Here is a 15,448-nt window from a genome sequence, read left to right as displayed (position 1 = left end):
AGGCGTGGCATTACCCTGTGAATGACACCACCCTCTCGCTCATCCAGCTCGGCATTGTCTTTTTCGGACTCGGCGTCCTAGGCAGACTTGCCGGGATGATCGGCATGTCCCCGGTACCCCTTTACCTGCTCGGTGGGCTGGCGTTCGGACACGGCGGTTTGATCGATTTCGGCGGCATTGAAGACTTCGGCCACATAGCCAGCGAGATCGGCGTGGTCCTGCTGCTATTGATGCTGGGATTGGAATACACGGCCAAGGAGCTGGTGACCGGGCTCAAGCAATCCTGGCTGCCAGGCGTGGTGGACTTGGTGCTGAACATGGCCCCCGGCGCAGCTGTTGCCCTCCTGTTGGGCTGGGGTCCGGTGGGTGCACTGGTTATGGCAGGCATCACCTACATTTCCTCCTCCGGAATCATCGCCAAGGTCCTTGGCGATCTTGGCCGACTCGGCAACCGGGAGACCCCGGTGATTTTGTCCATCCTGGTGATCGAAGACCTTGCCATGGCTGCCTATCTCCCGGTCCTGACCGCCGTGCTCTCCGGCGTTTCCATCGCCGGTGGCATGACCGCGGTGGGTATCGCTCTGGCCGCGGTGACGGTGGTGCTGGTGCTGGCGTTGAGATTTGGTCACGTTGTTTCGGCCATTATCGACAGCCCCGACCGGGAGACCTTCCTGCTCAAGCTGCTCGGCGCGGCCCTGCTGATCGCCGGGTTGGCCTCCGCCATGCAGGTCTCCGCCGCGGTCGGTGCGTTCCTGCTTGGCATTGCCATTTCCGGCGCCACCGCGAACAACGCAACGCGCGTACTGGAACCCCTGCGGGACCTGTTCGCGGCCATGTTCTTCGTGGTCTTCGGCCTGAATACGAATCCCGCATCCATACCACCGGTGCTCGGTTTTGCCCTGCTGCTGGCCTTCGTGACATCGGTGACGAAGATCGGCACCGGTTGGTGGGCTGCCAGCAGGCAGGGCATCGGCCGCTTGGGCCGGGCCCGGGCAGGTGCCGCCCTCATTGCCCGCGGAGAGTTCTCCATCGTTATCGCCGGTCTGGCGGTCGCCGCCGGCAGCGTTCCCAACGAATTGGCCGCGCTGGCCACGACTTATGTGCTCATCATGGCCGTCTTCGGCCCCGTCGCCGCACGTTACGTGGAGCCGCTGGTCATCCTGTTCCAGGGCGGGTCCGTCCCGACAGCCACCCCACGCCCTGCACGGGATTTCACGCCGGATTCTGCACCGCCCGCCGGCCCCGAACTCTGACGGAGGACGACGACGGCGCCCCGGCTGCGCCGTCGTCGTCGTTCTCCCCAAACAGCGGCGGTACCCGCTGCCGCCGGCCTCCCCCGGCTAGGGTCCGGGAAGACGTCGCGCAGCTGGGGCGGATCAGAGTCGGCCATTTCCGAGCATCAGCCGGGCGAACACGCTCTGCGCAAAGCGTGCCGCGGAATGAGGTAATGTGGTCTTTGCTGTTGGAGGGATACACCTCCACTGCGGGCGTAGCTCAATGGTAGAGCGCTAGCTTCCCAAGCTTGATACGCGGGTCCGATTCCCGTCGCCCGCTCCACTGACGGTCAAACCGGCCCCGTCCGCGGGCACTTTAGCCCAGTCCTGTCCGACCCTTGCCTGAGCCGTCTAAGCGTGACAACATCGCAAATATGTCGATTCCTACACGCGCCTTTGCCCATATGCGTTTGACTGTGACAAATCTAGAGCGTTCACGCGCCTTCTACGATGCGCTCTTCGGCCTGCCGGTTGCATTCGAGGTTCCGCCCAATGCAGATGAAGCCACCCGGGAACAATTCAGTTGGCTCTTCGGCGGCCTGGTCTACCAGCTCGGCGATTCCCTGTTCGGGCTGCGGCCAGTCGGCAAGGACACGTTCGATGAAGATCGAGTGGGCTTGGACCATGTGAGCTTTGCTGTCGCCTCGCGGGACGACTTGGATGCCGCGCTGACACAACTCGATCAGCTCGGCGTCTCCCATGAAGAGGTTAAAGACATCGGAGCGGGCTATATCCTCGAATTTCGGGACCCGGACAACATCGCCTTGGAGCTCTTTGCGCCGAAGGGTTAGATCCTAAAGGGTCAGGGTGCGATGACGTAGGGGCCGGCACAGCTCCGCAGCGGTGTGGGCCCTGCTCAGGCGCGCCGCCGGTGTGACCAGACACATCCCCGTGCCCTTGCTCACATCCGTTATCTGCTGCTGCCCGGCCTGCCGAGGACCGGGCTGGCGGCAGCGCTCACCGCCGACGACGGACGATGAAGGAGCAGGCATCTGCCCACCGGCGGTCAGGGACTCCACACAATTAGCGTGTATGGTCAGTCACACGGAGCCATTCCGGTTCCCCCTTAGGAGTGATCATGGCCGAGAAGACCGCAGGAAAATCCGCAGGGAAGAATCCCGGCATGTCCATTAAGGAAAAGCGGGCCCAGAAGCGGGCCGGCGCAGCCACCACAACCTCGGTGGATAAAGCTGCAGCTGCGAAAAAGAAGTGACGCAGCCAATGACGGCAATGACCCTTGGTGTTTTGGCGACATCGCGCAAGCCCGATGAACGCCGCCTGCCGATCCATCCGCTGCACCTGGAGCGCATCCTCGCCGGAACCGCCCGGAATATTATTTTGGAACACGGCTACGGCGAGCCGTTCGGGTTTTCCGACGCGCAGCTGGAGCCGTTGGTTGGCCGCATCACGTCCCGGAAAGAGCTGATCGCCGCCGCGGACGTGATTCTGCTGCCCAAGCCACAGCCGGCGGATCTGGCTGAATTGCGCGACGGCCAGATTCTGTGGGGCTGGCCGCACGTAGTCCAGGACCGTGCCATCACCCAGCTCGCGATCGACAAGCGCCTGACGCTGATCGCATTCGAAGCGATGAATCACTGGGCCAGCGACGGCGGGTTCAGCCTGCATGTTTTCCACAAGAACAACGAGCTCGCGGGATACTGCTCTGTTCTGCACGCGCTGGCACTGACCGGCTCCACGGGTGACTACGGCCGCCGGCTGAGCGCCGTCGTCATCGGTTTCGGGGCCACCGCACGCGGCGCCATCACCGCTCTGAACGCGCACGGAATTCATGACGTGCAGGTATTGACCAGCCGTGAGGTGGCCGCCGTTGGATCACCCATTCATTCGGCCCAGATCGTCAGGTTCGACCAGGACGAAGCCGATTTCAGCCACGTCATGACGGACGAGGGCAGGGTGCCGCTGGCGCCCTTCCTCGCGGCCAGTGACATCGTGGTCAACTGCACGCTGCAGGACCCGAACGCGCCGCTGATGTACCTGCGGACGGAGGATCTGAGTGCTTTCCGTCCCGGCAGCCTGATTATCGATGTTTCCTGCGACGAGGGTATGGGCTTCAGCTGGGCGCGGTCGACGACGTTTACCGAACCGATGTTTGAGGTGGGCGACCACATCGGCTACTACGCCGTGGACCATAGCCCGTCATACTTGTGGAATTCCGCGACCTGGGAAATCAGCGAGGCCCTGCTGCCGTTCCTTGAGACCGTACTGGCCGGCCCCAAGGCTTGGGCAGGGAATGAGACTATTCGCCGCGCCGTGGAAATCCAGGACGGTCACATCCTCAATGAAGATGCGCTCAGGTTCCAGCAGCGTTCTTCCGGTTATCCGCACCCGACTCAGGCGGATGCAGCCGCTTCCTGACGCCTGACGATCAGCAGCGGGTGCCGTCGGCTTTTCCTGCTGACCTTCAGGGTCAGCTGTCCGCGCCGGGCCAGGACGACGGCGATCACGGCGGCCGCCGCGGCCGGAACGATGCCGGCAATCACGGTGGCCCACTGCGGACCCAGGTGTTCAGCCAGGGCACCGATCAGCGGGCCGCCGATTGCCTGACCGCCCATCAACACCATGATGTACAGGCTCATTACGCGGCCGCGGATCCGCACATTCGTGGAAATCTGCACGAGCTGATTCGAGCTGGTCAAAAAGGTCAGCGAGGCAAAACCGGCGAAAACCATCACGGCGCAGAAGATCCACATGCCGGGAGCGGCGGCGGCAACCACCAGCAGCACGCCGTAGGTCCCCGCGGACCCTACGACGGTCCGCAGCCGCAGCACGGGGCGCCGGGTGGAGGCCATAGCTCCGGCGAGCGCGCCAACCGCCACCAGCGTATTGAGCAGCCCGTATCCGCCGGCCCCGGAGTCAAAGACATTGTTGGCATAGGCCGCCATCAACACCGGCAGGCTCATCGCGAAGACCGCAATGAAACCGGCCATCAGCGCGGGCCAGAAAATGGTGGGCTTGGCCAGGGCATAGTCCAGGCCCTCCCGCAGCTGGCCCCTTGATCTGGGCGCCGGCGCTGACTTAAGCAGGTCCGCGGGGCGCAGGCAGGAAAGCATCACAACGGTGAACACGCACGCTGCGGCGTTTACCGCGAAAGCCCAGCCGCCGCCGACGGCACTAATCAGGACTCCGCTGATGGCAGGGCCAATCATGGCGCCTATTTGGAACAGCGATGAGTTGACACTGATGGCATTGCGCAGTTGGGCCGGGCCAACCAGTTCATTGACAAATACCTGGCGCGCCGGCTGATCCACCACGGTGACCAGTCCCAGCATGAATGCAATGCCGTAGATATGCCAGACCTGGATGCTGCCGGTCAGTGCAAGGACGGCCATGGCCAAGGCTAAAATGCCGGCGGCACCCTGGCTGATCATCAGGATCATCCGCTTGGAGTAGCGGTCCGCGATCATGCCGCCCAGTGGCATCAGCAGCAGGGTCGGGGCGAATTGCATCGCCACGGTGATGCCGACGGCGGTCACACTGCCGGAGAGTTGGAGCACCAGCCAGTCCTGCGCGATGCGCTGCATCCACAGTGCGATCACGGCGACCATGTGGGCGGTGGCGAAGAGCCGGAAGTTGCGCACCTTCAGCGAGGAGAAGGTCTGGCGCCAGGGCGGCCGGGAGGCAAGTAGGTTAATCGGAGCTGTCAGGGTGGAAGCGCCGGCTTGCGCGCAGGGGGGTGTCACTGGAATCCTGTGGGTCGGTCTGGATGCGGGGATGTTCTCCAGCGTAGCCAGGGCAGAGACATTTCAAAAGGATATGATATCTATAAGTCCTATTACGGCTTGCAATGACAGGAGAAAAATATGCTCTTCGATCCGGGGCAGCTACGGAGTTTCCTGGCCGTCGCGGATACGGGAAGCTTCACGCGCGCTGCCGAAAGACTGCATTTGAGCCAGCCCACGGTGAGCCAGCATGTGCGCAAACTCGAGACCGAGGCGGGACGGCAGTTGGTTGCCAGGGATACCCGGGAAGTGAGTTTAACGGATAACGGGGACGCCATGGCCGGCTTTGCCCGCGCCATCCTGGCTGCCAACGAGGATGCAGCACGCTATTTTTCCGGCGCCGCCATGCGCGGACGATTGCGCTTCGGAACGGCAGATGACCTGGCAATCACCGGGTTACCCAGAATTTTACGCGAATTCCGCCAGTTATACCCGCAAATCAACCTTGAGCTCACCGTCAGCCAAAGCGACCAGCTGCACCGCCGGCTCAAGGCCGGACAATTGGATCTGGTCTTCGTTAAATGGGTCTCCGGCGTCTCCGGGACACAGGAAGGCGTGGTGGTCAAGCAGGATTCATTCGCATGGGTCGGCCTCGAACAAACCGTGCTGGCGCCACACTCCCCGGTGCCCCTCATCGCCTACCCGGCTCCGAGCCTGAGCCGCCGGCTGGCGATTAACGCACTGGAGGCTGCCGGCCGCACGTGGCGTATTACCTGCAGTACCAAGCAGATCAGCGGCGTGCTTGCAGCGCTTCGGGCCGGAATCGGCGTCGCCGTCATGCCTGCCTCACTCGTGCCGGAGGATCTGAAGATCATCACCACACGTTTCGCACTGCCTCCGGTGGGCGATGTCGACTTCACCTTGATCCGCAACCCGCTGGCCAACACCGAGGTCGTCGACGCGCTGACGCAGGCCATTATGGGCCGTAAGCTCACACCGCACGCCAGACCGCGGTAAGTGCGGCCACACATGGCACCGGCGGTAGAATGGAGCCGTTATGAACAGAACCATGTTTAAGTCCAAAATTCACCGCGCCACCGTCACCCACGCGGATCTGCACTACGTCGGCTCTGTCACCGTCGACGAAGATCTGCTGGATGCCGCGGATATTTTGCCGGGTGAGATGGTCTCCATTGTCGACGTCACCAACGGCGCCCGGCTGGAGACGTACACAATCCCCGGCGAACGCGGCTCCGGCGTTCTGGGCATCAACGGGCCCGCCGCGCATCTGGTGCAGGTAGGTGATCTGGTCATCCTGATCACCTACGCGCAGATGTCCACCGCCGAGGCACGGGACTATATTCCGTCAGTGGTGCACGTCGACGCGGGCAATAAAATAGTACTCCTCGGCACCGATCCGGCCGAGGCCGTCACCGCTGGCCTGCACCGGCCGCCCTTAGCCGTACGCTAGCCGGCAGATTTGGCTCCGCCGGAATCGGGGTCTTCCACCGCCGGATTCTGCATAACGGGATCCTGATCCGCCGGGTCCTGCGCCCCGGAAGAGGCAGCCCCGGGGACGCTCAACGCCGTCTCGGCCGCCCCGGATCCCCGAGTGCCGGTGGCTGGGCTATCCAGGCCGCCGGCCATGGCTCCGGGCGCCGCAACGTCTCCGCGCCAACTGCCGGTCTCCGAACCGCGTCCCTCAATGAAATCCTTGAAGCGCCGCAGGTCAGACTTCATCCGCCGGTCATCCGTGCCAAGGGCAGAACCCACCTTTTCCACAAAAGTCTCCGGGTCCCAGTCCAGCTGCACAGTCACGCGGGAGGATTCGTCGTCCAGTCGGTGGAACGTCACCACGCCCGCGTGGGATTTCCCGTCCACGCTCTTCCACGCCACCCGCTCATCGGCGTGCTGCTCGGTGATCACCGCGTCGAATTCACGCTGCGTCCCACCGATTCGGATCACCCAGTGGTTGGTGGTTTTCGACGTTTGCGTGATTGATTCCACGCCGTCCATGAATTCAGGGAACGATTCGAACTGCGTCCATTGGTTATACGCCACCGTGACTGGAACCGCTACATCAACGGACTCTTGAACAGTTGTCATCACGTTTCCTATCTGAAACCCGCTCACCCGGTGCGGGACGGACCGGGTGACTGCAATGCGCTGTCCACGCTACCTGCGGCCGCGGACGGTATCAAGGACTTATCCTGCTGCCTCGCCCGCGGAAATAACGTCCCGCCAGGAATGCTCCGGCCGGTAGCCAATCAGTTTCCGTGCGCCTTCGATACTCAGCAGCGTTTCGTGTCCGCTGATTTCCGCCCGGCGCTCAAGTCCCGGAAACACCTCATCCAGCAGGTCCGCCGAGGGCCGGTTCATGATCGTATCCGCGGCGGCGATGATGACGTTGATGGAACCGGTCGTGTCTGCTTCCAGCGCGTTCCGACATGCAGCGGCGACGTCGCGCGCGTCAATGTATCCCCACAGATTCCAGCGCCGCAGCCGGGCGTCGGCCCAGTAATCCGGTACTTGCTGGTATTGGGCCGCAGTGAAAATATTCGTGATCCGCAGCCCCACAAACGGGACCCCGGACCAGCCGGAAACGTGCGCCGCAGCCTGCTCTCCGAGAACCTTGGAGAGCGCGTAGGTGCTGCTCGGGTAGGGAAAATGATCCTCATCAACGGGCGCGTAATGCAGCTCTCCATCTCTTTCACCGGCCTTGTCGCTCCCGCCGAACGGCAGTCCAAGGGTCGTTTCCGACGACGCCCACACCACCCGCTGGAGCTTCAGCGCCGCTGCCGCCAAAAAGACGTTGTGATTTGCGGCGGTGTTGCGGTTAATGGTTTCTGCCGGCGGGTACATGCCCGGTTCAGGGATATTTGCCAAATGGACGACGGCGTCGACCCCGCTCAGTGCCTGAAGCGCCTGACCGTAATCGGTCAGGTCCACACGCATCGTCGGGCACCCCAAATCCGAATTGCGCCCCACCGGTCCGGCGAGGTCGCTGGCGTGCACCTGGTAACCATGCGCCAGCAGCTCGGCTACGGCCGCCCGGCCGGCTTTACCATGGGCTCCTGTAACAGCAACGGTCAACATATTCGCTCCTTCGATTCGACCTGCGCGACTTCACTTGGCTTCAGCTTAGGCTGGACCGGTGCACTTTAAGAGAGCTTGCCCTTCCAATATCAGATCACGCTAAGCATGCTCGGCGTTCTGCAGGGCTTTTCGGTCATCTGGATCGTTATCCTCATTGGATACGTGCTGGGCCGTTTCAATGTGCTCGGACCGGACGGCCAGAGAATCCTCAGCCGCCTGGTGTTCTTCGTCGCGACGCCGGCACTGATGCTCCAGACGCTGAGCCGCACGGATCTGCGTGCGGTCTTTTCCACCTCACTGCTGGTGGCTGCGCTGAGTGCCTTCGCCGCTTCGCTGGCGTATCTGTTCATTGCCCGTGTCCTGTTGAAACGACGCACCGGGACAGCCTTGGTCGGTGCCATGTCCGCGTCCTTGGTAAATGCCGCATACCTGGGCATTCCCATTGCAGTCTACGTCCTCGGCGACGCGTCTTTCGCAGCTCCCGTGCTGATTTTCCAGCTGGCGTTCTACACCCCATTCTTCGTCCTGATGATGGACAGCGTCAGTCGTGGCCGTAACGCATCCTTCGGTGCCTTCCTGATCCAGATCCCCAAGAACCCTATCCTGATAGCATCCCTGCTCGGGCTGCTGATTGCCGGCACCGGGTGGCATCCCCCGGACCTCCTCATGCAGCCATTCGTTTTGGTGGGCGGGGCTGCCGTCCCCGGTGCGCTCCTGGCCTTCGGCATTTCGCTGTACGGCTCCAAACCCCTGCAGAACCGCCTCGACCGCGGCGACGTCCTGCTCGCCTCGGGTGTCAAGCTGGTGCTGCAGCCACTTGTTGCTTTTCTACTGGCCCGCTACCTGCTGGACCTGCACGGGCACGCCTTGTTTGCCGCCGTCGTGCTGGCCGCCCTGCCCACGGCCCAGAACGTCTTCATTACGGCGGCGCGCTATGAAACGGGTGTCTCGATTGCCAAAGACACGGTTCTGCTGACCACCGCCGTGGGCGTCCCGGTGCTGGTGCTGGTGTCCGCGCTGCTGGCGTGAGCCGGGCCTAAGGTCACAATCGGCCTCCCCGACGCGGCCAACCTGCCCCAACCGGTATCGTGGATACCGTGAAAAACGGCACCGGACTCATCAGGATCGCGGCCGGCTGGCTGTTGGGACTGATGCTGGCCGTAACCGCAGCCGTCATCACAATCAGCGTCGTGAATGCGAACTATTTTGGCCCACAGCAACCGGTACGGGATTATTTTCAGGCGCTGCACGACGGCGATGGGGCCAAAGCCCTCGGACTGCTCAAGCCCACGACCCCCACGGCTAACCCTGCCGTACTCGACGGCAGAGGCCTCAGCAGTGCTGCGGCCCACCTGTCGGATCTACGGGTTGGCGATCCCCAGCCGGAAGACGGCGGCAACGTCAAGGTGACGGCCAGTTACAACGTCGATGGCGCGCAGAAGAGTACCAATTTCCAGCTGGAGCCCGCAGGCAAGCAGTGGCTGTTCTTCAGCACGTGGTCCTTTATCCCCGCTCCACTGCCCACCCTCGATGTCTCCGTGGTCAACGAAACCACCGCCTCGCTCAACGGCGTCACTGTCAGAATGCCGGCCGGCCGCAATAGGTTCGCCGTGCTGTACCCCGGTCAATATGAGGCAGCCTTTGCGAACGACCTGTTCCAGGCACCAGCTGTGTCGACGACGGTCACCTCCCCCGCTGTCAGGGTCCCGGCAGTGGACCTCGCTACGGCGCCCTCGGCGAAGCTGATGAATGCAGTCAATGACCAACTGCAGCAGTATCTGGACGGCTGCGCCAAACAACAGGTACTGCTACCGGCGGATTGCCCGTTGAGTAACCACTCGGACAACCGGATCGTCAGCCCGGTCCTGTGGAACATTGTGAGCTACCCGAAAGTGAATATTTCGGCCTATGGCGGCGCATGGGTGATAGCACCGCTAACCGTCAAAGCGCAGGTCAGCTACCAGGAACAGCAGCTCTACACCGGTGAAGTAAGCCAGGTTAAGCAGGCGGAGGACTTCGGTTTCACGGCCAAGCTGGATACGACGGGGTCCAAGGTCACGGTCACACCCGTAGTAGATTACTAATCTCACCCGGCCAGCAGCCTCCCCTCCCCCAATGCGCGCCGCAGCCGCCCGGACAATAGCTGCGGACGGTTCACCGCCTCCGTGTACGGCACCCGCAACAACGCATAGCCCGCGGCGATGGCTGCCAGCTCCAGGCAGAAGTCCGCACGGAACTGTGACTTGTGCAGCTCCACGTCCGGCCCGGCGAGCTCCACGATGAGACACCCCTCGATCAGAAAGTCCACCACCCCCACACCGCAGATCCACACCTGGGTGGCAACGTCGAAACCGAACCGGCGGAATACTACCCGCGCCAGGACTTCCAGCGCCGAACTCGATCCCGGGTGGACCAGATCGAGCGCCGTCAGAGCATGGCCTGCCCTCACGGTCGCAGCATCCGTTCCGGCCAAGAGGGTCTGGCGCAGCAGATCAGTGGTCGCCAGCCCACGGTTGACTGCCGACTCCACCAGAACCACTGACTCCGGCATCGGCAGGCACAACAGCGCATGAATCAGCGCATCCTCCAGCGCCGCCACAGGAGGTCCGGCAGCCGGACGAGTAAGCCGTGAATGAAGGATGGGATGCCGCAGCGGCGTGAAGCTGCTGTAGCTGGGACCGGGCACGGACGCACCAACCGGTTCATCGTGCGGCTCATTGTCCCGTTCATGGTCCGGTTCATCGCACGGCTCATGGCCAAGCCGCCGCTGTTGCGGAAAGGCCAGATGCAACTGTCGAGGTTCGCGGACCCGCCACAGCCCGAACTGACCGGCAGCGGAGACACACGTCAGAACGCCGCCCTGACAGGCGGCCTGCACAAACTCCTCCGGAGCCCCGTAGATCGAGAGAACATCCGGTCCCGGCTGCCATACCTGCCTGCTCCGGACCGCACGCACAAGCTGGGCTGCGGTCACGCCGAGCTGCAGCAAGGTGCCCGTTCGGGCGGCCCCGCCCAAGCCCCGCAACACCTGCTCAATATCCATGTCCATCACTCTGCCAGTCGACGAACGGCTATGGCACGGCGTTGACTGATCTGTGCGCGACGGCAGGAGTGCGCTGGTCTGTGCAGGGATGCTGGCTACGGATGCTGGCTACTCCTCATGATGACTCCTGCAGGCGTAGCCGGACGCTAATCCATTCCGCGCAGATCCAGCGTCAGTACGGTGGCACCGGAGGGATCCAGCAGCACGGGGATACCCCAGTCCTGCTGGTACAGGTGGCATGCCGCATGCTCAGGGATCCCGCCGTCGGCCGTTTCCGGCCCGTCGCACGCGGCCGCGCGGGCGGTAATGTGCAGAATTCCGGCGGGAATTCCGTCCGCCAAAGTCAGGCTCCGCGACAGGCCCATTGACGTCCCCCCTCCTGCCGTCAGCAGCTCCGGCGGTGTAGCGGAGACCTTCAGCTGGGTTGGGTCCCCCCAGCGGTCATCCAGTTTCTGCCCCGTCGGAGCCGAGAAACGTACCTCTAAAGCAAGCTCACCCGGGGCAACAGGGGTTTTAGGACGCTGCGTCTGTGCCGCGCCTTCATCGACCTGCTGCGCTTCCTTGGGAACCGGCAAGCGCACCAGCTGATGCCGGTTAGCTTCCACCACGATCAGCAGCGCGGTTTCCCCGCTGCTGTCCAACAGCACGTCAGAGGGCTCCGCAAGGCCCCGAGCCAGCGTACTCAATGTCCCGGCGACCGGATCATAGCGTCGCACTGCGCCGTTGTACGTATCGGCAATGGCCACCGAACCGTCCGGCAGCACCGTCACACCCAGCGGATGCTGCAGCCGGGCCTGCTCCGCCGCTCCGTCGCGGAAACCGAAATCGAAAAGGCCCGTACCTACGGCCGTTTCCACTGTGATGCCCGCAGCACCCTCTTCGTCCCAACTAGGTCGCACTTGCGGCACCGAAAATGACGAATGGGTGCCGTTGCTGCTACCTAGTTGGGAGGCGGGCGGCGTGACCCGGAGTACCCGCAGGGCGGAGGTTTCCGAATCGGCCACCCAGATGCTTCCATCCGGTCCCTCGGCCAGACCCGAGGGCTGGGCAAACCACGCTTGGTCCGCCGGCCCGTCCAGCAGACCTTCGAGCCCATTACCCGCCACGATACTGATCCGGCCGGTTACCGGGTCAAATCCGAAAATCTGGTGAACGCCGGCCATGGCCACAATTACCCGGTTAAGGGCCGCGGACCAGATGACGTCCCACGGCGAGGACAGCGCGACCTCCAGCGGACGCAAGCCCAGATCGCCGCCGGAAAGTGCGGCGCCGTCGTCGTCCACTCTTGCCGGTCCGGCCTCCAGCAGCCGCTGGATGCCGCTGCCGGCCAGCGTCCGGACCGATCCGTCGCTGAGCCGGACGCCGCGCAGGCGGTGATTGACGGAATCGGCGACGACGACATCGTAGCCTACCTGCGCGGCGATATCCGCCGGCAACAGGGTCAGGCCCTGCGGCTCATTGAACTGCGCTTTTCCGGCCGTCCCGTCGGCATGCCCCTTGTCCCCGGAACCGATGGTCCGCAGCACCGTCTGCAGATCCGGTCCCAGCTCGGTAAGCCGGTGCTGCCCGGTATTGGAAACCAAAAAACGCCCGTTCGGCAGCGGCAGCACCTTACCCGGAAAGCGAAGATCGCCCGCCGTCGGCACCGGAGCCACGTACGGTCCATCGCCCCGGTGCAAGGTGCCTTTGGCTTCATGCTCCGCCATCAGCTCGGGAATCAGCGTCGCCAGACCCGCCGCATGCCCCTCACCGGAAAGGTGCGCCACAATGTAGCCCTCCGGATCGATGACCACAAGGGTGGGCCAGGCCCGTGCCGCGTAAGCCTGCCAGGTGAGCAACTGCGGATCGTCCAGAATGGGATGGCGGATCTCGTAACGTTCGACGGCGGCAGCCAGGGCCACCGGGTCCGCCTCGTGTTCAAATTTGGGTGAGTGCACCCCCACTGTCACCAGCACATCGGAGTATTCCTGCTCCAGCGGCCGCAGTTCATCGATCACGTGCAGGCAGTTGATACAGCAGAACGTCCAAAAATCCAGCAGCACGATTTTTCCACGCAACTGTTCCAGCCCCAGCGCTTTACCGCCGGTATTAAGCCAGCTCCGACCCTGAAGCTCGGAGGCCCTGATCTTCAGGTGCGTTGCGGTCCCTGCTGCTGTATCCACTAGCTGTGTTCTCCTTGCTTGGCGTCATGCACGATTCCGTCCCGTTGGGCAAGGTCGGCAAACATATCGTTGTAAGCACTCAAATCCGCATCATTATTCCGGTCCGCAGCGCGGTCCTTGCGCTTCATCTCGCGTTCATCCGAACGGGACCACATCAAAGCCACCCCAAGGGCAATGAGCAGGGTCGGGACCTCGCCGATTCCCCAGGCGATGGCACCGGCCGCCTGCTGGTCCACGATGGCCGAAGCGCCCCAGGACCGGCCCATGTTCCCGAAGTAGTCACCGGCCAACAGCGCCGTGGAGCTCATCAGGGTCACCCCGAAAAAGGCGTGGAAAGCCATCGTGGCCAGCAGCAGCAGCAGCCGGAGCGGATACGGCGCACGACGCGGCAGCGGATCCGTACCGATCATGGTGAGAATGAATACATAACCGGTCAGCGTGAAGTGCAAAATCATCAGTTCGTGGCCAATGTGGTCCCGCATCGCATATTCAAAAGCGCCGGAGTAGTAAAACAGCACCAGCGAGCCGGCAAAGTTGGCTGCGGCAAAGAGCGGGTGCGTTACCAGCTTCGAGAACCTGGAATGGACAATCACCAAGATCCATTCGCGTGCGCCTCGGCTCCCGTCGCCGCGGGGAGTCAGCGCCTTCAACGCCAGGGACACTGGTGCGGCCAGTACCATAAACAGCGGTGCCACCACCATCAAGGCCATATGGTCCACCATGTGCGCGCTGAACAGCACCATGCCGTACACCGCCGGACCGCCGGAGGTGATGAAGACCAGCGCCACCATGCCGACCAGCCAGGAGGCCAACCGCAGCACCGGCCATTTGTCTCCCCGGCGGTGTAGCTTGAGCATGCCGGAGAAATACAGTGCCGTGCTTACCAGCACAAAAGTCAGCCAGAGCCAATCGAATCGCCACTCGCTGAACCAGCGGGAGAAGGTCAGTTCGGGCGGCAGCGGGTACCCGCTGAGGATCACGGCGGGTGTCGCGTCAGGTGCAAAAGTGGTTGGCTGCGGCGGGGCGGATCGGCTCAGGGCGACTGCTATCCCGCTGGTGGCGCCCATGATTATCAATTCACCGAGGATCAGTTGCCACAGGACCCGGGACGCTGCGAGCGGGCGTTTGCCCTCAAGCCGCGGGATTATCCAGGACCGGTGCATGTAACCGATGCTGCCCAGCACCAACGTGGCCACCGTCTTGGCCATGATCATCTGGCCGTAGGGGGAGGTGAAAAGCGCATTCCAACTGGTCACGCGGATGGCCGCGTTAATCACGCCGGAAGCGAAGACAACAAAGAAACACACCAGAGCCAGTGCGGAGAACCGCTTCAGCACCGGTGCCGTTAGTTTACCCAACTTCGTGGACACCGCTGCCAGCGCAATGATGCCACCCACCCAGAGGGCAACGCCGATGATGTGCAGCAGCAGGGAATTTACCGCTCCCTGATGGTCCGAGCCGCTGGAGGAGTGCCCGATCAGTGCCTGTGGAACAAGCCCGAGGATGGCCAGCACCATGGTCAGGCCCAGCCCGGTGGTTGAGCGGACGCCAAAACACAGCGTCGTGACGACGGCGGCGAAAATGCAGATAGACAGCCAGGCTTGACCTGTTGCCTGGTCTGTCATGAAGTAGACCAACTGGTTGGAGTAGTCGCCCGTGCCGGATATCGGCAGGCCGGAGATATCGGAGTAGGTGAAAATCAGCACCGCGACGGCAGAGATGGTCCAGAGCAGGCCAGCGCCGGCAGCGAGCGTCATGGCCCGGGTGAAGGCAGGATGTTCGGGCGGCCCCACCGGCCCGCCCATGACCGGCACCGTCGTTACCGGCGCCGTCGTTACCGGCGCCCTGCGGGAAGATCCGGAAGATCGCCCGCCGGGCGCATGCCGGCTGGGAGCGAGATCCTTTGGCAGCAGCACCACCGCAAAAACCAGCGATCCAATAACGGTGGCAACCGCCAGGTTGTGGATGATCAGCGCTATCGGCAGGCCCCACCGGGTCAGGGCGCCTGGGTCTATCAGCGTGCTGGCAGCGGCCGCTGAAGAAAAGAGCAAGGCAACCACCAGCGCCAGCAGGGCCGCGCCTGCTCCGGACAGCAGCCACAGGCCACGGATCCCCAGTACTGCTGCTGGTCCGCTGACGGGAGGAATTCTTCGGCTGGTGGTGGTTACTGGCACGTACCTATTCTCCGGCAAG

The 15,448-nt window shown here is 63.2% G+C and carries 14 protein-coding genes and 1 tRNA gene; 9 read left to right on the top strand and 6 right to left on the bottom strand.

The features are described from left to right. Nucleotides 1-17 precede the first annotated feature (17 nt). The 5 genes from IV500_RS16090 to IV500_RS16075 all read left to right on the top strand — a co-directional run bounded on the left by IV500_RS16090 (nt 18) and on the right by IV500_RS16075 (nt 3,650). Nucleotides 18-1,253, top strand: coding sequence for a cation:proton antiporter (locus IV500_RS16090; protein WP_196397828.1), 1,236 nt, complete (start codon nt 18-20; stop codon nt 1,251-1,253). A 230-nt stretch (nt 1,254-1,483) separates the two neighbouring features. Then, nucleotides 1,484-1,557 (top strand) — tRNA-Gly (locus IV500_RS16085). A 91-nt stretch (nt 1,558-1,648) separates the two neighbouring features. Next, the gene (locus IV500_RS16080; RefSeq protein WP_196397827.1) at nt 1,649-2,065 is read left to right on the top strand and encodes a VOC family protein; all 417 of its coding nucleotides are present in this window, start codon (nt 1,649-1,651) and stop codon (nt 2,063-2,065) included. Nucleotides 2,066-2,352: 287 nt separating this feature from the next. Continuing rightward, nucleotides 2,353-2,487, top strand: coding sequence for a hypothetical protein (locus IV500_RS21975; protein ID WP_281064054.1), 135 nt, complete (start codon nt 2,353-2,355; stop codon nt 2,485-2,487). Nucleotides 2,488-2,495: 8 nt separating this feature from the next. Next, a complete protein-coding gene (locus tag IV500_RS16075) occupies nt 2,496-3,650 on the top strand; it encodes a N(5)-(carboxyethyl)ornithine synthase (protein WP_196397826.1) in 1,155 nt (384 codons plus the stop codon). On the opposite strand, the gene IV500_RS16070 is transcribed toward IV500_RS16075, so the two are convergent. Next, nucleotides 3,626-4,975, bottom strand: a complete 1,350-nt coding sequence (locus tag IV500_RS16070) for an MFS transporter (RefSeq protein WP_312875962.1) — start codon at nt 4,973-4,975, stop codon at nt 3,626-3,628. The two genes, IV500_RS16075 and IV500_RS16070, sit on opposite strands and share 25 nt — an antisense overlap. Before the next feature lie 120 nt (nt 4,976-5,095). Here IV500_RS16070 and IV500_RS16065 point away from each other — a divergent pair, with 120 nt between their 5' ends. Further along, nucleotides 5,096-5,971, top strand: coding sequence for a LysR substrate-binding domain-containing protein (locus tag IV500_RS16065; protein WP_196397825.1), 876 nt, complete (start codon nt 5,096-5,098; stop codon nt 5,969-5,971). Between the two features lie 40 nt (nt 5,972-6,011). Beyond that, nucleotides 6,012-6,425: an aspartate 1-decarboxylase gene (panD, locus tag IV500_RS16060; protein ID WP_196397824.1), complete on the top strand. Its 414-nt coding sequence runs from the start codon at nt 6,012-6,014 to the stop codon at nt 6,423-6,425. On the opposite strand, the gene IV500_RS16055 is transcribed toward panD, so the two are convergent. Next, nucleotides 6,422-7,060 (bottom strand): SRPBCC family protein, encoded by a 639-nt coding sequence (locus tag IV500_RS16055; RefSeq protein ID WP_196397823.1) that lies wholly within the window; start codon nt 7,058-7,060, stop codon nt 6,422-6,424. The genes panD and IV500_RS16055 overlap by 4 nt on opposite strands. Before the next feature lie 99 nt (nt 7,061-7,159). Next, nucleotides 7,160-8,050, bottom strand: coding sequence for an NAD-dependent epimerase/dehydratase family protein (locus IV500_RS16050; protein ID WP_196397822.1), 891 nt, complete (start codon nt 8,048-8,050; stop codon nt 7,160-7,162). Nucleotides 8,051-8,125: 75 nt separating this feature from the next. Here IV500_RS16050 and IV500_RS16045 point away from each other — a divergent pair, with 75 nt between their 5' ends. Continuing rightward, nucleotides 8,126-9,079 (top strand): AEC family transporter, encoded by a 954-nt coding sequence (locus tag IV500_RS16045; protein WP_312875961.1) that lies wholly within the window; start codon nt 8,126-8,128, stop codon nt 9,077-9,079. 68 nt (nt 9,080-9,147) lie between these two features. Next, nucleotides 9,148-10,134 carry a hypothetical protein gene (locus IV500_RS16040; protein ID WP_312875960.1) on the top strand — a complete coding sequence of 329 codons (987 nt, stop codon included), beginning with the start codon at nt 9,148-9,150 and terminating at the stop codon, nt 10,132-10,134. A gap of 2 nt (nt 10,135-10,136) precedes the next feature. Here IV500_RS16040 and IV500_RS16035 read toward each other — a convergent pair whose 3' ends face one another. The 3 genes from IV500_RS16035 to IV500_RS16025 all read right to left on the bottom strand — a co-directional run bounded on the left by IV500_RS16035 (nt 10,137) and on the right by IV500_RS16025 (nt 15,429). Next, nucleotides 10,137-11,093 (bottom strand): putative endonuclease domain-containing protein, encoded by a 957-nt coding sequence (locus tag IV500_RS16035; protein ID WP_196397821.1) that lies wholly within the window; start codon nt 11,091-11,093, stop codon nt 10,137-10,139. A gap of 146 nt (nt 11,094-11,239) precedes the next feature. Then, complete coding sequence (locus tag IV500_RS16030) at nt 11,240-13,255, bottom strand: NHL domain-containing thioredoxin family protein (protein WP_196397820.1); 2,016 nt, start codon at nt 13,253-13,255, stop codon at nt 11,240-11,242. Beyond that, on the bottom strand, nt 13,255-15,429 hold the full coding sequence (locus IV500_RS16025; protein ID WP_196397819.1) for a bifunctional copper resistance protein CopD/cytochrome c oxidase assembly protein: 2,175 nt from the start codon (nt 15,427-15,429) through the stop codon (nt 13,255-13,257). The genes IV500_RS16030 and IV500_RS16025 overlap by 1 nt, the downstream gene beginning before the upstream one ends. Between the last annotated feature and the right edge of the window lie 19 nt (nt 15,430-15,448).

The sequence above is a fragment of the Arthrobacter terrae genome, from assembly GCF_015708085.1.
In the GTDB taxonomy this organism is placed as follows: domain Bacteria; phylum Actinomycetota; class Actinomycetes; order Actinomycetales; family Micrococcaceae; genus Arthrobacter_M; species Arthrobacter_M terrae.
This window is presented reverse-complemented; position numbering and strand designations above follow the sequence as displayed.